Source organism: Enterococcus sp. DIV2467a, from assembly GCF_050532945.1.
Lineage (GTDB): Bacteria > Bacillota > Bacilli > Lactobacillales > Enterococcaceae > Enterococcus > Enterococcus faecalis.
Genome location: NZ_CP172896.1, coordinates 182,659 through 202,503, shown reverse-complemented (window position 1 = coordinate 202,503; position 19,845 = coordinate 182,659). Strand labels below are relative to the sequence as shown.

Genomic DNA, 19,845 nt, shown 5'->3' with positions numbered 1-19,845 from the left:
GATTTTTGCACCAGGCTTTACTTTTAATCTGTTTTACTTTACTCATCACTCAACTTTTAAAAAAAATTATTGTTTTGTTTAGCTCGAAAAATAACAATAACCAAAAATAAGTTTGTTATCTAAAATTCACTACACTACTTAATACAGTCCATCTGCTTCTTCTTTTGTCACAATGTAAATATTTTTCATTTGCGTATAAGCATCTAGCATTGATTTATGCGTTTCTCGACCAATTCCTGATTTTTTATAACCGCCAAATGGCGCGCCCGCAGGCAATTGATTGTATGTGTTGACCCACATCCGACCTGTCCGTACACCACGAGCAACCCGTAATGCCACATTGATATCTTGAGAAAAGACCGCACCACCTAGACCATATTCAGAATCATTAGCTAAACGAATGACTTCTTCTTCCGTTTCAAATTTAATCACTGTTGCAACAGGACCAAAGATTTCTTCTTGGGCCACACACATTGTATTCGTACCATTCGCTAATAACGTAGGTGCTAAAAACGCCCCCTTGTCTAGCCCATTTTCTGTTAAACGTTGCCCACCAGTAATCAGCGTAGCTCCTTCCTTCACACCAATTTCGACATATTTTAAAATTTCTTCCAATTGATGCTCATTGATCTGAGCGCCCATTTCAACATCTTTTTCCCACGGGAAACCAACGTTCACTTGTTCAAACTTTTCCTTTAAAGCTTCTACAAATTGATCATAAATACCTGACTGAACGAACACACGAGACCCAGCACAACAAACTTGCCCTTGATTGAATAAAATCCCTAACTGCACGCCTTCTAATGCACGTTCCCAATTGGCATCTTCAAAAATAATGTTGGCTGATTTTCCGCCAAGTTCTAAAGTGGCTGGAATTAGGCGGTCGGCCGCCGCTTTAGCGACAGTGTACCCCACCTCTGTTGAGCCTGTAAAAGCTAGCTTATCAAACCCTGGATGTGCCAACATATAATTTCCTGAATCAGAACCACGACCGGTGATTAAATTCACTACTCCTTTCGGCAAGACTTGATCAAAAATCTTAAACAATTCCAACAGACTTAATGATGTGCTCGAGGACGGATGAATCACAACCGTATTACCTGCTGCCAACGCTGGCGCTAATTTCCAAACACCCATTAATAAGGGGAAATTCCACGGAATAATTTGACCCACAACACCAATGGGTTCTTTCACAACAATGGATAACGTATCCTTATCAAATTCTTTGACAGACCCTTCTTCTCCACGAATCACACTAGCAAAATACCGAAAATGGTCTGCACTGGCAGGGACATCAATCGATTGCGTTTCCCGAAGCGGTTTTCCATTATCTAAAGTCTCCACCATAGCCAAATGTTCTTGATTTTCTTCAATCAAATCAGCAATTTTCAATAAAAGATTGCTTCTTGTTACAACGTCAACATCTTTCCATGTCTGAAACGCTTCTTGGGCTGCTTCTACAGCTCGATCCACATCTGCATTTGTGGCATCTACAAATTCTGCTAATTTTTCACCATTACTAGGATTGTAACTAGCAATCATTTTGTTACCACTACCTGTTGTCCACTCTCCATTAATATACAATTGATAGCTACTGGCAACTACTTGATTTATTTCTTTTTTACTCATTTACCCACCTCTTTTTTTATTTTCGTATCCGCTTACAATTATAAGACATCTTTCACCTAAAAGTAAATGATTCTACCTAAAAAAAATATAGCTATCAGCGACTGTTGCTAACTCATCCCGACCTGAAGCCTCCTGGCAATATCTGAATGTATTAAACTTTATTGGAGAGACTTTTTGCCACAAAAAAAAGCTGAAACTGAAGAATTAAAATTGATTCTTCAGTTCCAACTTTGCTTTTTACAACTCATCCGTTCTTATTGACAAAGAGCTGATTTTTTTATTTATCTTTTGGAACGATATAGTTCATTAAATGTGTTTCATCAGCTGAGATTGTACGTGTCGAAACAACGTTTAATCCCTTCACGTTCATTTCAGAAATTAAGATGCTACCATCTTTAAAGACTTTTTCCACAAATGCGACATGACCATAAGTATTGTCTGCGCCTAAAACGCCAGCTGGGAAGGAAACCGCTGCGCCTGCTTTTGGTGTACGACTTACTTTGTACCCGCGTGCACGACCTGTTTCGCCCCAATCTTGACCATTCCCCATTGTTAAGTCCACACGTTTACCTAATTGCGTAATACGGTTGTAGACATATTGTGTACAGTTGCCCCAAGCATAACTATTAAAGGTGTCATAGTTTTTGCCATTATAGGCTGGGAAATTTGATTCCATTGGTTCAACGGTTGCTTTTTCTTTATCATAATAAGTTAAATCGTATGTTTTAATTAACGCATTTAATTTCTTATGGTAATCTTTGTCCGTTGCATATTTTCCTGTTAGGAAACGTGTCGCTTCTTTGTATGATTTGGCTTCCGTTTTCCAGACACCATGATAGAAATCTTTATTGGAATCTAAACCATTTTTCAATAATTTCGCATAATCTTCCATTGATTCTTTATACGTTGGATATTGACGGAATTTTGCTTCTACTGTGTATAGGTTACCGAAACCATTGTCTTCATAGGTAATAAAAGAAACAGATTGACCTTTGTAATCGCCTTTAATACCAAACAAATTGTAGTTTGGTTTCTGGCTTAATTTACTATTGCCGCTGCCACTTTCTAAAATTGCTTGAGCAATCATCACACTAGCATATAAGTTTTTGTCCTTGGCCACTTTCCGAGCAGATTCACCGATTTCTTGAATAAACTCTTCTGTCTTCTTCGTTTTGCTGACCGTAAACGTCTCATCGTCTTCCACTAACCCAACCGTTTCATTTGTAACTGGTGGGACTATTTCAGGCTGCGGTGTTGACGCTGCTGGTTGTTCTACTGGTTTTTCAGCTGGCGCTGTTGGTGTCACTGGTTTCGCCGGCTGTTTTGATTCAGAAGTACTCGTGCCAGGTTTTGGCTGTTCTTTAGAAGAACTTGGTGTAGTCGTCGGCGTGGTACTTGATTCAGTTGTACTTGTTGACGTAGAATCTGTGGTTGACTCTGTTGTACTCGTTGAGGTGGAGTCAGTAGTCGATTCTGTCGTACTTGTGGATGTTGAATCCGTTGTGGAATCTGTCGTTTCGGTTCCTGACGTTTCCGTGGACTCCGTGGTTGTAGATTCACTTGGTTCGGTTGAACTTTCTGTTTCAGTTGTTGATTCTTCTGTCGCTTCTGTTGTTTCACTAGTCGCTGTCGTTTCAGTGGCTTCAGCAGTTGTTGCTTCTGCGGTTGTTTCTGCAACAGAACTATTTTCAGCTACCAAGTTATTACCTTCTGCAAATGCACCTACTGGCATTGATGAACCTAAAAGTAATAAGGTAGAGAACAGGGCAAATTGTTTTTTCATACTCATTCTCCTTTTTTATTTTTCTCCATTTATTTTTATGTACCAACATATATAATTGACATAGTTATTGTTTAAATGGCTCCTTTTTTAATAGTATACTGTTTCATAAAAAATTTCTAGCAAAAAGTTAAAAAAATAGAAGAAAATTCACAAATTCTTCTATCTTTTTTTGGTAATTTTCTAAGAAAAAAAAGAAAGGGCTTGAACAAACATCAACGTCCTCTCTTTTTCTCGTTATCCTTCAAACAAAATACTTTTTTTTCGAAGTGCCTCTTTGATTTCTTGGAAAGTTTCTTCGTCTGCACAGCGAATAGTATGCAGATGGACGCCTCCTGTTAAAACTGATAGTAATGTAGCATGCTCTTTTTGATACTTGTCCATAAATTTATCAATATCTTTCTCTGATTGAATGCGCAAACTGCCGATTAATTCCCCATAAAGCGGATGTGCAATACTCACATCTACCACTTCTCCACCTTTGGCAACAATGACTGACAATTCTTCTCTCGTTTGTTCAGGTGTATGTTGACAAGCAATTTTCCGTTCAATTCCTTCTAAAGGTTGTTCCAACATATACCCTCGAGCTGTTGCGACAATTTCGACCCCTGTCGCCCGTAATAGAGCGACATCTCCTACAATAATTTGTCTGCTGACATCAAAAGCTTTTGCAAAACGAGTGGCACTAATTGGCTTTTCGGTCTCTCTTAATCTTTTAACAATCTCTCTTCTTCTGATTTCTCCATCCACGACCTTCGCCTCACTCTCCTAAATGTTTTTCTTGGAAACGTTTAGAGGCGTCCATAATTCCCTGGAAAGTCTCAGATAATGTTTCTTCATACTCGGCATTTTCAACATGATTCAGAATAGTTTCTAATACTTGTTGTTCTCTTTCAGAATCAAAAACCGCATGACCTGCTTTCTTTTTCACTGCAGCAATCTCTGCGACGACGTCCATCCGCTGTTCTAATAAACGGACCAGTTCCTTATCGATTTGGTTAATCTTTGCTCGTTGTTGTTCTAAAGAAGTTGTTGGGGCGTCATCTTCAGTCAATTCTTTAATTATCCGTGCTGGATTACCTGCGATCACACAGTTTTCTGGAAACGATTTGGTCACAACAGCACCTGCTGCCACCACTACATTATCGCCTAATGTTACGCCAGGAAGGACAATCGCTCCACCGCCAATCCAAACATTGTTGCCAATGATAATTCGTTTCCCTGATTCCATTCCGCTATTACGCTTGGCCGCTTGTAATGGATGCTCGGCTGTATAAAGTTGCACATTGGGTCCAAACATACAGTTATCGCCAATTTCGATTGGACAAACATCTAAAAAAACGTTATTAAAATTGGCATAGAAATTTTTTCCCACAGAAATGTTGTAGCCATAATCAAATTGAATCATCGGTTCGATGTACGTCCCGACACCCACTTTTCCAAACGTTTCTTCTATTAATTGACGACGAATATAAGTGTCTGGTTGTTGGTTAATTAACGCCATTTGTTCACGGGCTTTTTTGCGATCAGCCACTAATTCAGGATCTGAGGCAAAATATAGTGCACCTGCGATCATTTTTTCTTTTTCTGATTTAAATTCTTCCATTCCGTTACTCCTTTATCGTTAATTCTGCAAATATCGTTTCGGCTTTCGCTTCTAAAAAATAATAAGGTTGTTGTAAAAATAGCGGCGTTTGATTAATGGCTAAAATAGTTGCCGTTGGTTGTTTATAATGAATCAAATCGCAAAATGGATGCACTTGAAAACTCGTGCCGACAATCACGATTAAGTCGGCAGAAGCAACGGCCTGAATGGCTTTTTCAATTGCCTCTTCGGATAGTCCTTCTTCATACAAAGTAATAGCTGGACGGATTTGTCCATGACAATCAGCGTGCCGATCACTAAGCAAATAGTCTTGCCAAGGAACCGTTGCACCACAAGTTTGGCAATAACATTCATATAAATTACCATGAAAGTCCACCACTTCTTGGCTACCTGCTTTTCGATGAAGCCCATCAATATTTTGTGAAACAATTTTTCCCCGTTTCATTTGCTCTAATTGGGCCATTTTCTGGTGAATGATATTAGGTTGTGCGTCTGGATGATAGAGCGTTTTAACGAATTGATAAAACTTTTCTGGCTCTGTTTTTAAGCAAGTCCGGCTCAATAAGTATTCCGGTTGCTGGATTCCTTGATAGACACCTTTTAAGGAACGATAATCTGGCACACCTGAGGCTGTCGAGATACCCGCACCTGTTAAAAATGTGATTTTTTGTTGGGTTGCCAACCAATGAATTGCCTCGGCTTGCGTGATATCTTGCATATCGATTCAGCTCCTAATCTTCTATATTATAACGTATTTTAACATTAGCACCAAAAGTTTTTCCACTTTTTGAAAACTTCTTACCTATATATTGATTTATCTTGAAAGAGTTTGTGACAAATTTCTCAACTCGTGGTAAAATATGCATGAGTAAAAGTGAGGTGAAACAACAATGGTCGCATTTATTATTTATTGGGCTGCAATTATTGCCTGCATCGCTTGGGGCGTTTTAAGCATTTGGTTCTCTGTTTTTTATCTTTCTCGTAAAGAAAACGGAAATCTTTGGGCTTTTGCGTTCTTCAACGTTATCGCTATTATCGCCTTAGCAATTGTTTTATTAGTTTACAAAACTTGGGATTTCGGTATCTTAACTTACTCAAGTCTAATTTATACAATTTTAGCTTCTTTAGGTGTATTGACTGTTCTTCAAGCTATTTTAGGTCGTGAACCAAAAGCTGTCAAAGCTTAAGTAAAAAGCAACTGTTCCTTTAGGAATGGTTGCTTTTTTCGTATTAGTTTCTATTTCGTAGGGAAAATGTTACGCTAATTTCATGGTGTTTGTGTCCTCTTGATAAATTCCTTTGCTGGAACATATTGACTTTCTTCTGGATTTATCCTAAAATTAATAACTGAATTTAATAACTGAATAGTGCCTCAAAAAAGAGGTAGAGGTCGCGGTTTTTATTACGCTTGTGGAGTGAGAGGACACTGGGAAGCAAGTTTAGGATCAATCGCCGAAATGCATAACGGAGCCTCTTCTGTTGTGTGTTGGGACGTAAGTTAAGAGCTTGCGGACTGTCTTAGTAGTGATGCTAAGTTGTGCTATGTTTCGTTGAGGAATTTTTTTCGACATTACCTAGCAACCTTACATCTGTTTGGTTGTTTTTTTGTATTCAAAAATAGGTTGTGACAGAAGTATTCTCCTTTAAAAAGACAGAATCGCTTTTGCTCAGCTGATTATCAAAGCTTGTTGATTGAAAAAAGACAAAACGATCAATCAAACAAGAAATTTAAAGGAGAGAAAAAGATGAACAAAAAAGTTTTTTCATTCAGTCTACTACTTGTCACGCTATTTTCGTTACTTGGCATGACAACCAACGCTTCGGCGGAGGAAAATGGTGAATTTCGTGTCGGCATGGAAGCTGGCTACGCCCCTTTTAACTGGTCACAGAAAAATGACGCACATGGCGCAGTGCCTATTCAAGGCAACTCTTATGCAGGCGGCTATGATGTTCAAATTTCTAAAAAAATTGCCGATGGTTTAGGTCGTAAATTAGTAATCGTCCAAACCAAATGGGATGGCTTGGCGCCCGCCTTACAATCTGGAAAAATTGATGCCATTATCGCCGGAATGAGCCCAACCGCTGAACGAAAAAAAGAAATTGCTTTTACAAACCCTTATTATGAATCACAATTTGTCGTAATTGTAAAAAAAGATGGCAAATACGCTAATGCAAAAAACTTGAAAGATTTAGCTGATGCTAAAATCACAGCTCAACTAAATACATTCCACTACGGATTAATTGATCAAATTCCAAATGTCAATAAACAGCAAGCAATGGATAACTTTTCAGCTATGCGAACAGCACTTGCTTCTGGCATGATTGATGGGTATGTTAGTGAACGCCCCGAAGGCATAACAGCAACTAGTGTCAATAAAGAATTAAAAATGTTAGAATTTCCAAAAGAAAATGGCTTTGATGCTAGCGCTGAAGACTCACAAGTAGCAGTCGGCATGCGTAAAGGCGATCCAGACATTGAAAAAGTAAACAAAATTTTAGCAGGTATTTCTCAAGATGAACGGACAAAAATTATGGACCAAGCAATCAAGGATCAACCTGCAGCAACAGATAGTGATGAACAAAAAACAGGACTTATTAACGATTTCAAAAATATTTGGAATCAATATGGCGACATGTTTTTACGTGGTGCTGGTTTAACGCTATTTATCGCGTTAATTGGGACGGTCGTCGGAACAACCCTTGGTTTACTAATTGGTGTCTTCCGTACAATTCCAGATTCTGAAAACCCAGTCGCTCGTTTCTTCCAAAAATTAGGAAATTTAATTCTTTCTATTTATATTGAAGTTTTCCGTGGTACACCAATGATGGTTCAAGCAATGGTTATTTTCTATGGTTTAGCTCTAGCTTTTGGCATCTCTTTAGACCGAACAGTGGCCGCACTATTTATCGTTTCTGTAAATACTGGTGCCTATATGTCTGAAATTGTTCGCGGAGGTATTTTCGCAGTAGATAAAGGACAATTCGAGGCAGCACAAGCGATTGGGATGACCCATGGACAAACAATGCGTAAAGTCGTTATTCCCCAAGTATTACGTAATATTTTACCTGCAACAGGGAATGAATTTGTCATTAATATCAAAGATACGGCCGTGTTAAGTGTTATCGGTGTTGCAGATTTATTCTTCCAAGGGAATGCTGCTTCTGGCGCAAACTTCCAGTTCTTCCAAACCTTTACAATTGTCGGCATCATGTACTTGGTAATGACTTTTGTGATCACACGAATCTTACGTGTTGTGGAACGTAAAATGGATGGCCCTTCTGCTTACGTTAAAGTAGAAGAATTAACTGAAGAAGGAAAAGAAAGCTAGGAGGCAAACAGATGAGTGCAATTATTGAAATTGAACATTTACGAAAAAGCTTTGGCGAAAACGAAGTATTAAAAGATATCAATATGAACGTCAATAAAGGAGAAGTTGTCACCATTATCGGTTCTTCTGGTTCTGGTAAATCAACGTTATTACGTTGTATTAATTTGTTAGAAAAACCAACAGATGGTAAAATCATCTATAATGGTAAAAATGTTTTAGAACGTGGTTATAGTTTGCCCAAATATCGGACCCATTTAGGCATGGTTTTCCAATCATTCAATTTATTTAATAACATGAATGTCTTAGAAAACTGTACTTCTGGTCAGATGACTGTCCTAAAAAGAAACAAAGAAGAAGCCAAAAAAATTGCCTTAGAAAATTTAGAAAAAGTTGGCATGGCTCGTTTTATTGATGCCAAACCTGCTCAATTATCTGGTGGACAAAAGCAACGGGTAGCCATTGCTCGAGCATTATCAATGGATCCAGATGTTTTACTTTTCGATGAACCAACTTCTGCATTGGATCCTGAAATGGTTGGCGAAGTGCTAAAAACGATGAAAAATCTTGCCCATACAGGGCTAACAATGGTGATTGTAACACATGAAATGGAATTTGCGCGGGACGTATCCGATCGTGTTATTTTCATGGATAAAGGTGTCATTGCCGAAGAAGGGACCGCTGAAGATATTTTTGTCCATCCAAAAGAAGCTCGGACAAAAGAGTTCTTACATCGGATTTTAACGAAAAACTAGTAAAAAAGAGGCAGTCATTCTGATTAGAGTGACTGCCTCTTTTGTTATTTTTTGTATTGACGAATCATTGGCGGTTCATAGGAATCAATAAATGCACCAATTTCTTCTAAGGAATCTGAAATGAAAATTTTAGCTCGATCCGCCGCTGTTAAGAAATTAGTTTCTACCATTTTATCAAAAAAAGCAGCTAATAAATCATAGTAACCATTCACGTTGTATAAAATACAAGGGTTCATATGTTCACCGACTCGGCCCCAAGAGATCACCTCGCTAATTTCTTCTAGCGTGCCGGGACCACCGGGTAAAGCTAAATACACATCTGCCAATTCAATCATCTTTTTCTTACGCGCATGCATATCACTGACTGTATGCATCTTTGTAATGCCATTATGTGCAATCTCTCGTTCCATTAAAAAAGTGGGGATGACACCAATTACCTCTCCACCTTCTGCTAAAAGCGTGTCAGCCACCGTACCCATTAGACCAACATTGCCACCGCCATAAACTAGATCATAATGATTTTCTTTCATCCAAGCGGCTAACGCTACTGCAGCTTGCTGATAGATTGGCTCATTCCCCAGACTGGCGCCACAATATACTGCCATTTTTTTCACAAACATACCCTCCATTTAGATAGATTCTTTTTTACCATCTATCCTCTGGTAGCTATGGTAGCATATTTTGATTTTCTCGAAAAGGTGCAGCCATTTTTCTTTTCGTTTTAAAAGTATTTGAATTTTCAGACAATAAATGCTATAGTCTTTTTATATTTTAAAATTTCAGAAAAAGGAGCCCTATTATCTTGTCTACCTCACTCACTATTCGCTTAGTTGCCGAAGCCGATTGGCCCGCATTACATGCCTTGGATCAAATCATTTGGACAAAAAAGAATACCCCTGCCGAGATACAACCACTCTCGCTTGCGGCATATCAGGAAAAAATGAAGGATGAAACGATTTTCGTTGCCATCAGCGGACAACAACTTGCTGGATTTATTGAAGTCCATCCGCCCACTTCGTTAGCAGCTCATCAAAAGCAATGGCTACTAAGTATTGGCGTTTCGCCAGATTTCCAAGATCAAGGGATTGGTGGTTCTTTGTTGTCGTATATCAAAGATATGGCTGAGATAAGCGGGATTCATAAGCTGAGTTTGCGAGTAATGGCTACCAATCAAGAAGCCATTCGATTCTATGAAAAACATGGTTTTGTGCAGGAAGCACATTTTAAAGAAGAATTTTATATAAATGGACACTATTGTGATGATTATCAGTATGCTTATTTCATAGAAAAATAAGAAAACCAATGTTTTCTATAAAAACTGGTTGCTCTCTGTTTCTTCTTCTGTTATTTTAAATAATAAGACAATATTAAGGAGTGTGAATCTATGCAAAAAAAGTTAGTTTGGCGTGATTATCTATACGTTGGTTCAATGTTATTCGGTTTGTTTTTCGGTGCTGGAAATTTAATTTTCCCTGTACATATGGGACAAGAAGCGGGGGCTTCCGTCTTTTTAGCAAACTTGGGCTTCTTAGCCACTGGAATTGGCTTACCTTTTCTTGGTGTCATTGCTATGGGTGTTTCTAAAAGTTCAGGTGTTTTTGACTTAGCTTCTCGGATTAATCGTCGTTATGCTCTTATTTTTACCTTACTCTTATATTTAACGATTGGTCCTTTCTTTGCTTTACCAAGGTTAGCAACTACTTCTTTTGAGATTGGTCTTGCACCATTTGTTCCGAAAGACTTGCAATGGCTGGTTCTTGCTGGTTTTTCCGCATTATTTTTCTTAGCTGTTTGGCTCTTCTCTAGAAAGCCAAGTAAAATCTTAGATTATGTGGGTAAATTTTTAAATCCGTTATTTTTAGCATTGCTAGGAATTTTGATTGTTTTAGCCTTTGTAAAACCATTAGGTCATGTGGCCAGTGCCGCTGTTGGTGAAAATTATATTTCAAGTCCTTTCTTTAAAGGATTTACAGAAGGTTATAATACGCTGGATGCTTTAGCTTCATTAGCTTTTGGGATTGTTGTCGTTTCCACTTTACGAAATATGGGCGTCGAAAAACCAGGAGATATCGCTAAAGGAATGATTAAATCAGGTGCTTTCAGTGTTGTATTGATGGGGATTATCTATACCTTACTTGCTTATATGGGAACAATGAGTATCGGGGCTTTTCCAATCAGTGAAAACGGCGGGATTGCCTTAGCCCAAATTGCCAATTACTATTTAGGCCTACCAGGGAGTATTTTACTGGCTTTTATCGTAGTTCTTGCTTGTTTAAAAACCGGTATCGGCTTAAGCACAGCCTTTTCTGAGACTTTTGAAGAAATGTTTCCGAAAGTTTCCTATCAAAAATTCTTGGCAATTGTTGTTATTTTACCAGCTATTTTTGCAAATGTCGGCTTAACCAACATCATTCAATTTGCCGTTCCAGTCTTGATGTTCCTTTATCCATTGGCGATTACTTTAATGCTTTTGGTAATCATCAGTCCTATTTTCAAACATCGACGGGAAGTCTATCAAGCAACGACCTATATCACATTGATTGCTGCTGTTTTAGATGCATTAAATAGCGCGCCTGCCTTTATCAAAGATACGGCGTTTGTAACAACGCTTTTAGAAAAAGCCGGCCAATACTTACCATTGTTCACTATTGGTATGGGCTGGGTCGTTCCAGCAACGGTTGCTTTTCTAATTAGTTGGGCTTGGGTCATGATTTCTAAAAAAGATCCTATTCTTGATTAATTCTTACCAAAACGACACTAGAAAAAATGCGGAAGCGCATCTTTTCTAGTGTCGTTTTTATGTATATTCGTTGTACCAAACTCTTGACTATGGTAAATTGAAGTTACCAACAAGTACTGGAGGAAATTGCCCATGTTAGTTACAACAACCGAGAGAATTAGCGGTCAAGAATATGAAATTATTGGAGAAGTTTTCGGGTTAACCACACGTTCTAAAAATATGTTTAAAGATTTAGGTGCTGGACTAAAAAGCGTAGTTGGCGGTGAAATCAAAGGTTACACTGATATGCAACGAGAAGCACGCGACCAAGCAATCGAACGTTTAAAAGCAGAAGCCTCTAAATTAGGTGCAGATGCCGTTGTGATGATGCGTTTTGATTCTGGCACAATTGGCACAGACATGCAATCTGTCGTGGCTTACGGAACAGCTGTTAAATACATCTAAATTTTGCAACTAAAAAGACGCAGACCTTTTCTTGTAAGGTCTGCGTCTTTTTAGTTTTCATATTTCACTTCTGCTAAATACAATCCTTCTGGATGAGCAGTCGGACCTGCTAAATTTCGATCTTTGGCTGCGATAATTGCTGGAATCGCGGTTGGTTCCAGCCGCCCATTGCCGATTTTCAATAGCGTACCAACTAAAATCCGAATCATTTTGTACAAGAAACCATCGCCCCGAAAAGTGAATGTTAATTCATCCCCCGTTTCATTGACATGAACACTGGCTTCATGAATGGTTCGGACTTTATCTTCTACTGAACTTCCTGAGGCACAGAAAGAGGTAAAATCATGGGTACCTAATAAATCAGGCAAAGCTTGTTGGATTTTTTCGAGATCAATGGGATACGGAAAATAACTAGCATAAAAACGTCGAAATGGACTTCGCGGTTTGCCAATATCCACTTTAAATTGATAGGTTTTTTCGATCACGTGATAACGTGCATGAAAGTCTTCTGAAACACGTTCCACGCTGCGCACAGCAATGTCTTCTGGTGTTTGTGTGTCTAACGCAAAGCGCATTTTTTCCAACGGACGTTCCTGCGGATAATCAAAGTGAATCACTTGGCCCATTGCATGAACACCTGCATCTGTTCGTCCTGAACCAAAAACCGTCACGGAGTGTCCGTTATTCATGCGTGCTAACGTTTTTTCTATTTCTTCTTGAACGGTACGCTCATTAGGCTGCTTTTGAAAGCCATGAAAATGAGTGCCATCATAGGCAATGATTGCTTTATAGCGGGGCATAATTTTTCTTCACCTTTTCTAAGTTCTTAATACAAATAAGCCAATGGTTAACAAGACAAAGCCAAACATTACTATTGTATCTCGTAGGTGCCAATGAAGAATGCGGTATTTTGTCCGTCCTTCGCCACCTTGATAACCTCTTGCTTCCATGGCAGTCGCTAAGTCTTCCGCACGATTAAAACTACTTACGAAAAGCGGAATCAAAAGTGGAACAATAGCTTTCATTTTTTGAAGTAAGTTTCCTTCACCAAAATCAACACCACGGGCACGTTGGGCATTCATAATCTTTTCCGTTTCATCCATTAATGTTGGGACAAAACGTAAGGCAATTGATAACATCAATGAAACTTCATGAACTGGAAATTTCACCACACGAAGTGGGCGTAACAAATATTCAATCGCATCTGATAACTCTAATGGTGCCGTCGTTAAAGTTAATAACGTTGACATGAAAATAATTAAAACAAAACGACAGAAAATAAACAGCCCATTCGTCACACCAAACTGGGTAATGGAAATAATTCCCCACTGAAAGTACACTTCCCCCCCTTGTGTAAACAAGGTTTGAAGAGCCACAGTAAACAGAATTAGCCATAATAATGGCCGAACACCGCGGATAAAGAAGCGGGCGCTGATTTTTGATAATGAAATAGCAAAAGCAGTAAAGGCTGCTATTAAAACATAACTCTGCCAATTATTTGCTAAAAAGATAATTCCAATAAAATAAAAACTAGCTAATAATTTTGCGCGCGGATCTAAACGATGGATAAAAGAATCACCTGGAATATAGCGCCCAAAAATCAATTTATTCATCATTTTGCCTCACCTGCTTCCTGCATTTTTTTCAGAAGCTGATCGGCTAATTGATCGGCCGTTAATGGTAATTGCTCAAAAGAAAAGCCTTTTGCCACTAATTTTTCAGCAAATTCGGCTGCAGTTGGCACGCCTAATTGTTTTTCTTTCAACCATTGTGTCTCTTGAAACACTTCTTGTGGTGCTCCCGCTCGGACGATTTGTCCTTTTTCTAAAACAATCACATGATCTGCGTAATTAGCCACATCATCCATCAAATGTGTCACTAAAACGATGGTCATATTATGTTCCTTATGCAGACGACTAAACATCTCCATCATTTCTTTACGACCCTTAGGATCCAAACCAGCAGTCGGTTCGTCTAATACTAAAACTTCTGGTTCCATCGCTAGCACACCAGCAATTGCGACACGGCGCATTTGACCACCTGATAACTCAAACGGAGAATGTTGTAAGTATTTTTCATCTAAGCCGACTAAATCAAGCATTTTCTTAGCTAATTTTTTCGCTTCTTCGTCTGAAACACCAAAGTTTTTCGGTCCGAAAGCGATGTCTCGCTCCACTGTTTCTTCAAACAATTGTGCTTCTGGAAATTGAAAAACGATCCCAACTTTTTTACGAATTGGTTTTAAATTCTTATTATCAGTTTCTGGCGTAATTACACGCTCTCCAATTGTCACTTGGCCTTTAGTTGGTTTCACCAAAGCATTCAAATGTTGTAATAACGTTGATTTGCCACTGCCAGTATGTCCGACAATCGCTGTATAAGAGCCGTCTTGAATCGTTAAATTAATATCGAATAATGCCCGTTGCTCAAAAGGAGTATTGGGTTGGTAAGTAAAATCTACTTGTTTAAAACGGATGTCCATAACCAATCCACCATCCCTTCTTCTGTTAAATAATTCGTTGGCACAACAACGCCACGCTCTTTCAAAGCTACTTTTAATTTTTCAGGAAACGGTAAATCCAAGCCCATTTCAACAAGCGCTTCTCCTGCAGAAAAAATCTTTTCTGGTGTTCCCTCGTTTGTCAATTGTCCTTGGCGCATCACTAAAATACGATTCGCATTAGCCGCTTCATCAATATCGTGGGTAATAGAAATAACTGTTAAATTGCTTTCTTCTTTAATCTTTTGAATGGTAGCAATTACTTCTGCACGACCTTCTGGATCTAACATACTTGTCGCTTCGTCTAAAATAATAATATCTGGTCGCAAAGCAACCACACCAGCGATAGCTACTCGTTGTTTTTGGCCGCCAGATAGCCGAGCAGGTTCTCGCTTGGCAAAATCTAACATACGAACCCGTTCTAATGCATCGTGAACACGTTCGACCATTTCATCACGCGGAATACCTTGATTTTCTAAACCAAAAGCCACATCGTCTTCGACTGTTGAACCGACAAATTGGTTATCTGGATTTTGAAAAACCATTCCTACCATACGCCGGATATCCCAGACGTTTGCTTCATTTAATTCTTTGCCGCCAACTTTGATAGTCCCAGCAGCTGGCAGTAACAGCCCATTGATCGTTTTGGCTAACGTTGATTTACCAGAACCATTATGGCCAATAATAGCGACCCATTCGCCTTGTTGAATGGAAAAAGACACATCTTTTAAAGCGGGAGAAGCATCTTCTGGTTGATAATTAAATTGGATATTATTTAGTTCAATGATTGGTTGCATCGCGTACTCCCTCAATCTATTTATTCTTTCTAACACTACCAAAAAAGTAGCGTTTTTTCAATCATCTGTTCTGATTCTTCACACTATTTTTTATTATACCAAAAGAACGGTCATTATGGGAGCTCTTATCTGTCTTGACAGGTCTATTTTTCATAAAAATAACTTCTTGTTCTCATAAAACAAGAAGTTACTGATTTTCTTTTAAAAATGTGTCTTCAAATATTCAAACGCATATTGGGCATATAACTCAGCACCCATTGCCATCGCATCTTCATCAATATTAAAACGACCATGGTGATGTGCCCATTCCGTATCTTTCTCTGGATTACCACTTCCCACTAAGGCAAAACAACCAGAAGCATGTTCAGTATAATAACTGAAGTCTTCACCACCGGTTGTCGGCTCTTCTTGTCTTAAGGCCGCTTCACCAAAATTTTCCTTAATTAGTGTTTGGGCAAACAAGGCATCCTGCTCATCATTAATCACTGGCAACGTTCCATATTGATAATCTAACGAAGCCGTCCCACCGTAAATAGCGGCTGTTTGTTCCGCATAGCGTTGCAGCGCCTGTTCTACTCGATTACGCGTTGCTACACTAAAGCAACGAACCGTTCCTTCTAAACGTGCATTCTCAGCAATCACATTAAAACGGGTCCCCACATCCATCCGTCCAATCGTGACAACTACTGGATCTAAAGGATCTGTCTCCCGAGAAACAATCGTTTGCAGATTCATCACAAAAGAAGAAGCTATGACTGCCGCATCAATACAAGCGTTTGGCATGGCACCATGGCCACCACGTCCTTTAAAATCAACAGAAAAAATATCTGCGGATGCGAAACTTGAGCCCACTCGACACGAAGCGGTTCCTACAGGCATTTGTGACCAGATATGTAAGCCAAATACATCATCAACACCGGTCATTGCGCCTTGCGCAACCATTGCTTTAGCACCTTGCGCATTTTCTTCAGATGGTTGAAAAATTAACCTTACTGTTCCCTGAAGTTCTTCCTGGATTTCTTTTAATACTTTAGCCGCTGTTACTAACATCGCGGTATGGGAATCATGCCCACATGCATGCATCTTGCCAGCTTCTAAAGATTTATAAGCTAAATCTTCATTTAATTCCTGTACAGGTAAGGCATCCATATCAGCCCGCAGCGCAACCACTCGGCCTGGTTTGCCGCCCACAATTTCAGCAATTAAACCCGTCGGTTCTGTTTTGCGATAAGTAATTCCTAATTGATCAAGAACTGCCGCGACTTTTTCTGTCGTTCGAAATTCTTCAAATTGTAATTCTGGATGTTGGTGTAAATCCCGTCGAAAAGCAATCATTTCTTGTGCATGCTGCTTGACTAGTGCTTTGATTTTTTTCATACTTACGCCCCGTTTCTACAAACTTAATAAAATACTTGAAAAAATACCCGCTAAAATAACCGAAACAATAGTGACTGTTACGAAACCTGCCACTAACATCGGTGGCATTAAATGGCTCGTTAAAGCCGCCTGTTCTTGTTCATCTTCTGTCAATGATTGAATCACTTCATTCGTAATAATATAATCGGCTGGAAAGCCATATAAAGCTGTCAATGAAACTGCGAATGCCATCTCTTTACTCACACCTAATACACGACCAACAATTGCTGAAAAGATGTACATCCCGATAACACCAATCACAATAATCCCAATCATTGGTAAAAATAAATCCATCAACATTTCAGGTGTGGCTTGTTTTAAGCCATCAAAGACAAAAAGCATTAACCCTAAAATCGCAAAACCAAAGCTATTTGCTTTCTGTAATGGTTGCTTTTCTAAAAAGCCTAAAGACGTTGCAACCACACCAAAACATAAACACAGCACAAAAGGACTAATCGTCACAAACGGTGCCGTCCACACAGAAACATAATAAGCGAGTGTGGCAACTAAGGCTAAACGTAAAATTCGTGAATAATCTGTATGATATCGTTTGGGTACTTTTTCAAATAGTTTAGGCACATCTGGTTCTGCTCCTGTTTCTTGCCCCTCTTGTTCATGAACCGGCTGCCATGTCCCTGCTCGATATTCTTGAAGCTTCCGCTTTCCTTCTTTTTTTAGAACAATTGAAGTTAAGGGATAACCTGCAAACCCTTGAATGACATAAATTAAAATTGCCAAAACTGAAAGTGAGGCTAAACCAGCTGATTGAGCCGCTTCTGACATTACTAATGAAGAAACTAAACCTCCTACTAACGGCGGGATTGCAACTAAAACTGTTTTTAAGTCAAAAACAAAAGTCCCTACAGCTAATAACAAGGCAATAATGCCCAGAATACCTGACAAAGCAATCACAATCGTTTTCCATTGATTAACCAATTCTTTAACAGAGAGCAGAGTGCCCATATTAGTAATCAACAGATACATTAATAAAGTGGCAACCACTGTAGGAATCCCTGCCACTTCCACAATATTTTGTGGAAAAATAGTCCAATAACCAAGAATAAATAAAACACCACAAACAAAAACAGATGGAATCCAAGCTTTTGTTTTGATAGAAACTACATCACCAATGTATAAAATAACCATCAGCAACGAAAAAGCAAACATTTGCGACATATAATTCCCCCTTCTACTAACTCAGATGCTTAATTATCTGAAAATTCCAATTAATAATCAGTATAACAAACCGGAAAAGCTTCTGCAATGCTTTTAAGAAACAAAAAAGCTTTGAGAAAACAGCGTTTTCCCAAAGCAAAAAAAAATCACCTTTATATGATGAGTGCTCCCCTGCTAAAGCCATCTTTAGCAGGGAAAGCAGAGCTAGACTCGGAGTCGCCTCCAACATCATAACACTCTAAAAGAAACATCTATAAAGTGATCGGTTTATTAATTATTTAACAAATTCGATAACTACCATTGGTGCTGCATCGCCGCGTCTTGGTTCTGTCTTCAAGATACGAGTGTAACCACCTTGGCGTTCCGCGAAACGAGGTCCTAAATCGTTAAATAGCTTTTGTAAAGCTGATTCAACAACGATAGACTCATCTTCTTCACGAACACTAGCAACTTCATTACGAACGAAAGTAGCTGCTTGACGACGTGCATGAAGATCTCCACGTTTACCTAAAGTAATCATTTTTTCTACAGTTGAACGTACTTCTTTCGCACGAGCTTCAGTAGTTACGATGCGTTCGTTGATGATTAAATCAGTTGTAATATCACGTAGCATAGCTTTACGTTGGCTTGATGTGCGTCCTAATTTACGGTAACTCACGTTGGGTTCCCTCCTTCGTTTCTGTTCTCACGAGCCACTGCTGTTAAGCAGGACTGGAAACTTCGTAAAAGTCTTAATCGTCCTTACGTAATCCTAATCCTAGATCATGCAATTTAAGTTTTACTTCTTCAAGAGATTTACGACCTAAATTACGTACTTTGATCATTTCTGGTTCAGATTTGTTTGTAAGTTCTTGTACAGTATTAATGCCTGCACGTTTTAAACAGTTATATGAACGAACTGATAAATCAAGTTCTTCAATCGTCATTTCTAGCATTTTCTCTTTTTGAGTTTCTTCTTTTTCCACCATGATTTCAGCGTTTTTCGCTTCGTCAGTAAGGTTTACAAAGATATCTAAATGCTCAGTCATGATTTTCGCAGCTAAACTTAGTGCTTCTTGAGGAATGATTGAACCATCTGTCCATATTTCCATTGTTAATTTGTCGAAATCATCACGACGACCAACACGTGTATTTTCTACTTGGTAGTTAACACGACGAACGGGTGTGTAGATGGAATCAACTGGAAGTACACCGATTGGCATATCTTCTTTTTTGTTTTCGTCTGCTTGAACATAGCCACGACCAGGTTTCACTGTTAAGCGAGCATGGAAAGTAGCTCCTTCAGCAACACTACAGATAACTAAATCTTTATTTAGGATCTCAACATCACTGTCCACGATAATATCGCCGGCAGTCACGGTAGCGGGTCCTGTAATATCGATCTCAAGGGTTTTCTCTTCTTCAGCATATAATTTCAATGCTAAGCCTTTAATATTCAAAATAATTTGTGTTACGTCTTCTCGTACACCTGGAATGGTTGAGAATTCGTGTAAAACACCATCGATTTGAATATTCGTAATTGCAGCTCCTGGTAAAGAAGACAATAAAATACGACGTAGAGAGTTACCTAAAGTAGTTCCGTAACCGCGTTCTAATGGTTCAACGACGAACTTACCATAATCTCTATTTTCATCAATTTTTTCGATTCTTGGTTTTTCAAATTCAATCATTCTTAT

Annotated in this window: 21 protein-coding genes and 1 riboswitch; of the genes, 6 read left to right on the top strand and 15 right to left on the bottom strand. The window is 38.8% G+C overall.

Going from position 1 to position 19,845, the window contains the following annotated elements; all coding sequences use genetic code 11:
- Positions 1–138: 138 nt before the first annotated feature.
- The 5 genes from IGL80_RS00965 to IGL80_RS00945 all read right to left on the bottom strand — a co-directional run bounded on the left by IGL80_RS00965 (position 139) and on the right by IGL80_RS00945 (position 5,733).
- Complete coding sequence (locus IGL80_RS00965) at positions 139–1,629, bottom strand: aldehyde dehydrogenase family protein (protein WP_002359363.1); 1,491 nt, start codon at positions 1,627–1,629, stop codon at positions 139–141.
- Positions 1,630–1,906: 277 nt separating this feature from the next.
- Complete coding sequence (locus tag IGL80_RS00960) at positions 1,907–3,418, bottom strand: glucosaminidase domain-containing protein (RefSeq protein ID WP_002359362.1); 1,512 nt, start codon at positions 3,416–3,418, stop codon at positions 1,907–1,909.
- 228 nt (positions 3,419–3,646) lie between these two features.
- Positions 3,647–4,159, bottom strand: coding sequence for a transcription repressor NadR (locus IGL80_RS00955; RefSeq protein ID WP_002356248.1), 513 nt, complete (start codon positions 4,157–4,159; stop codon positions 3,647–3,649).
- A gap of 10 nt (positions 4,160–4,169) precedes the next feature.
- On the bottom strand, positions 4,170–5,015 hold the full coding sequence (locus IGL80_RS00950) for a chorismate mutase (protein ID WP_002363448.1): 846 nt from the start codon (positions 5,013–5,015) through the stop codon (positions 4,170–4,172).
- Positions 5,016–5,019: 4 nt separating this feature from the next.
- Positions 5,020–5,733 (bottom strand): NAD-dependent protein deacylase, encoded by a 714-nt coding sequence (locus IGL80_RS00945; RefSeq protein ID WP_002381369.1) that lies wholly within the window; start codon positions 5,731–5,733, stop codon positions 5,020–5,022.
- A gap of 172 nt (positions 5,734–5,905) precedes the next feature.
- On the opposite strand from IGL80_RS00945, the gene IGL80_RS00940 reads away from it, so the two are divergent.
- From IGL80_RS00940 to IGL80_RS00930, 3 genes are all read left to right on the top strand, one after another.
- A complete protein-coding gene (locus IGL80_RS00940; RefSeq protein WP_002356244.1) occupies positions 5,906–6,202 on the top strand; it encodes a hypothetical protein in 297 nt (98 codons plus the stop codon).
- A gap of 189 nt (positions 6,203–6,391) precedes the next feature.
- A riboswitch (Lysine riboswitch) is annotated at positions 6,392–6,566 on the top strand.
- 194 nt (positions 6,567–6,760) lie between these two features.
- Complete coding sequence (locus tag IGL80_RS00935) at positions 6,761–8,344, top strand: ABC transporter permease subunit (protein ID WP_002388748.1); 1,584 nt, start codon at positions 6,761–6,763, stop codon at positions 8,342–8,344.
- Between the two features lie 11 nt (positions 8,345–8,355).
- A complete protein-coding gene (locus IGL80_RS00930) occupies positions 8,356–9,096 on the top strand; it encodes an amino acid ABC transporter ATP-binding protein (RefSeq protein ID WP_002356242.1) in 741 nt (246 codons plus the stop codon).
- Between the two features lie 44 nt (positions 9,097–9,140).
- Here the strand turns inward: IGL80_RS00930 and IGL80_RS00925 are convergent, their stop codons facing one another.
- Positions 9,141–9,725: a TIGR00730 family Rossman fold protein gene (locus tag IGL80_RS00925; protein WP_002404411.1), complete on the bottom strand. Its 585-nt coding sequence runs from the start codon at positions 9,723–9,725 to the stop codon at positions 9,141–9,143.
- A gap of 173 nt (positions 9,726–9,898) precedes the next feature.
- On the opposite strand from IGL80_RS00925, the gene IGL80_RS00920 reads away from it, so the two are divergent.
- From IGL80_RS00920 to IGL80_RS00910, 3 genes are all read left to right on the top strand, one after another.
- Positions 9,899–10,390, top strand: a complete 492-nt coding sequence (locus tag IGL80_RS00920) for a GNAT family N-acetyltransferase (RefSeq protein ID WP_002359358.1) — start codon at positions 9,899–9,901, stop codon at positions 10,388–10,390.
- Positions 10,391–10,480: 90 nt separating this feature from the next.
- Entirely contained in the window at positions 10,481–11,836 is a 1,356-nt protein-coding gene (gene brnQ, locus IGL80_RS00915; protein ID WP_002359357.1) for a branched-chain amino acid transport system II carrier protein, read from the top strand.
- A 132-nt stretch (positions 11,837–11,968) separates the two neighbouring features.
- The gene (locus tag IGL80_RS00910; protein ID WP_002381365.1) at positions 11,969–12,280 is read left to right on the top strand and encodes a heavy metal-binding domain-containing protein; all 312 of its coding nucleotides are present in this window, start codon (positions 11,969–11,971) and stop codon (positions 12,278–12,280) included.
- Between the two features lie 50 nt (positions 12,281–12,330).
- On the opposite strand, the gene truA is transcribed toward IGL80_RS00910, so the two are convergent.
- The 9 genes from truA to IGL80_RS00865 all read right to left on the bottom strand — a co-directional run bounded on the left by truA (position 12,331) and on the right by IGL80_RS00865 (position 19,839).
- On the bottom strand, positions 12,331–13,080 hold the full coding sequence (gene truA / locus IGL80_RS00905) for a tRNA pseudouridine(38-40) synthase TruA (protein WP_002356237.1): 750 nt from the start codon (positions 13,078–13,080) through the stop codon (positions 12,331–12,333).
- A gap of 18 nt (positions 13,081–13,098) precedes the next feature.
- Complete coding sequence (locus IGL80_RS00900; RefSeq protein ID WP_002373841.1) at positions 13,099–13,896, bottom strand: energy-coupling factor transporter transmembrane component T family protein; 798 nt, start codon at positions 13,894–13,896, stop codon at positions 13,099–13,101.
- A complete protein-coding gene (locus IGL80_RS00895) occupies positions 13,893–14,762 on the bottom strand; it encodes an energy-coupling factor ABC transporter ATP-binding protein (RefSeq protein ID WP_002381364.1) in 870 nt (289 codons plus the stop codon). The genes IGL80_RS00900 and IGL80_RS00895 overlap by 4 nt, the downstream gene beginning before the upstream one ends.
- Positions 14,738–15,577: an energy-coupling factor ABC transporter ATP-binding protein gene (locus tag IGL80_RS00890; protein ID WP_002359354.1), complete on the bottom strand. Its 840-nt coding sequence runs from the start codon at positions 15,575–15,577 to the stop codon at positions 14,738–14,740. Before IGL80_RS00890 ends, IGL80_RS00895 begins: the two co-directional genes overlap by 25 nt.
- Positions 15,578–15,778: 201 nt before the next feature.
- Positions 15,779–16,954 (bottom strand): M20 family metallopeptidase, encoded by a 1,176-nt coding sequence (locus tag IGL80_RS00885; RefSeq protein ID WP_002359353.1) that lies wholly within the window; start codon positions 16,952–16,954, stop codon positions 15,779–15,781.
- 15 nt (positions 16,955–16,969) lie between these two features.
- Positions 16,970–18,169 carry a DUF819 family protein gene (locus IGL80_RS00880; RefSeq protein WP_002359351.1) on the bottom strand — a complete coding sequence of 400 codons (1,200 nt, stop codon included), beginning with the start codon at positions 18,167–18,169 and terminating at the stop codon, positions 16,970–16,972.
- A 16-nt stretch (positions 18,170–18,185) separates the two neighbouring features.
- Positions 18,186–18,398: a hypothetical protein gene (locus IGL80_RS00875; RefSeq protein ID WP_002387511.1), complete on the bottom strand. Its 213-nt coding sequence runs from the start codon at positions 18,396–18,398 to the stop codon at positions 18,186–18,188.
- A gap of 45 nt (positions 18,399–18,443) precedes the next feature.
- A complete protein-coding gene (gene rplQ, locus IGL80_RS00870; protein ID WP_002356228.1) occupies positions 18,444–18,827 on the bottom strand; it encodes a 50S ribosomal protein L17 in 384 nt (127 codons plus the stop codon).
- A 73-nt stretch (positions 18,828–18,900) separates the two neighbouring features.
- A complete protein-coding gene (locus tag IGL80_RS00865; protein ID WP_002356227.1) occupies positions 18,901–19,839 on the bottom strand; it encodes a DNA-directed RNA polymerase subunit alpha in 939 nt (312 codons plus the stop codon).
- Between the last annotated feature and the right edge of the window lie 6 nt (positions 19,840–19,845).

Excerpts from the sequence above, each read along its gene's own strand:
- IGL80_RS00965 (WP_002359363.1), bottom strand. The coding sequence starts at position 1,629 with ATGAGTAAAAAAGAAATAAATCAAGTAGTTGCCAGTAGCTATCAATTG.
- IGL80_RS00960 (WP_002359362.1), bottom strand. The coding sequence starts at position 3,418 with ATGAGTATGAAAAAACAATTTGCCCTGTTCTCTACCTTATTACTTTTA.
- IGL80_RS00950 (WP_002363448.1), bottom strand. The coding sequence starts at position 5,015 with ATGGAAGAATTTAAATCAGAAAAAGAAAAAATGATCGCAGGTGCACTA.
- IGL80_RS00945 (WP_002381369.1), bottom strand. The coding sequence starts at position 5,733 with ATGCAAGATATCACGCAAGCCGAGGCAATTCATTGGTTGGCAACCCAA.
- IGL80_RS00940 (WP_002356244.1), top strand. The coding sequence starts at position 5,906 with ATGGTCGCATTTATTATTTATTGGGCTGCAATTATTGCCTGCATCGCT.
- IGL80_RS00935 (WP_002388748.1), top strand. The coding sequence starts at position 6,761 with ATGAACAAAAAAGTTTTTTCATTCAGTCTACTACTTGTCACGCTATTT.
- IGL80_RS00930 (WP_002356242.1), top strand. The coding sequence starts at position 8,356 with ATGAGTGCAATTATTGAAATTGAACATTTACGAAAAAGCTTTGGCGAA.
- IGL80_RS00925 (WP_002404411.1), bottom strand. The coding sequence starts at position 9,725 with ATGGAGGGTATGTTTGTGAAAAAAATGGCAGTATATTGTGGCGCCAGT.
- brnQ (WP_002359357.1), top strand. The coding sequence starts at position 10,481 with ATGCAAAAAAAGTTAGTTTGGCGTGATTATCTATACGTTGGTTCAATG.
- IGL80_RS00910 (WP_002381365.1), top strand. The coding sequence starts at position 11,969 with ATGTTAGTTACAACAACCGAGAGAATTAGCGGTCAAGAATATGAAATT.
- truA (WP_002356237.1), bottom strand. The coding sequence starts at position 13,080 with ATGCCCCGCTATAAAGCAATCATTGCCTATGATGGCACTCATTTTCAT.
- IGL80_RS00900 (WP_002373841.1), bottom strand. The coding sequence starts at position 13,896 with ATGATGAATAAATTGATTTTTGGGCGCTATATTCCAGGTGATTCTTTT.
- IGL80_RS00895 (WP_002381364.1), bottom strand. The coding sequence starts at position 14,762 with ATGGACATCCGTTTTAAACAAGTAGATTTTACTTACCAACCCAATACT.
- IGL80_RS00890 (WP_002359354.1), bottom strand. The coding sequence starts at position 15,577 with ATGCAACCAATCATTGAACTAAATAATATCCAATTTAATTATCAACCA.
- IGL80_RS00885 (WP_002359353.1), bottom strand. The coding sequence starts at position 16,954 with ATGAAAAAAATCAAAGCACTAGTCAAGCAGCATGCACAAGAAATGATT.
- IGL80_RS00880 (WP_002359351.1), bottom strand. The coding sequence starts at position 18,169 with ATGTCGCAAATGTTTGCTTTTTCGTTGCTGATGGTTATTTTATACATT.
- IGL80_RS00875 (WP_002387511.1), bottom strand. The coding sequence starts at position 18,398 with ATGTTGGAGGCGACTCCGAGTCTAGCTCTGCTTTCCCTGCTAAAGATG.
- IGL80_RS00865 (WP_002356227.1), bottom strand. The coding sequence starts at position 19,839 with ATGATTGAATTTGAAAAACCAAGAATCGAAAAAATTGATGAAAATAGA.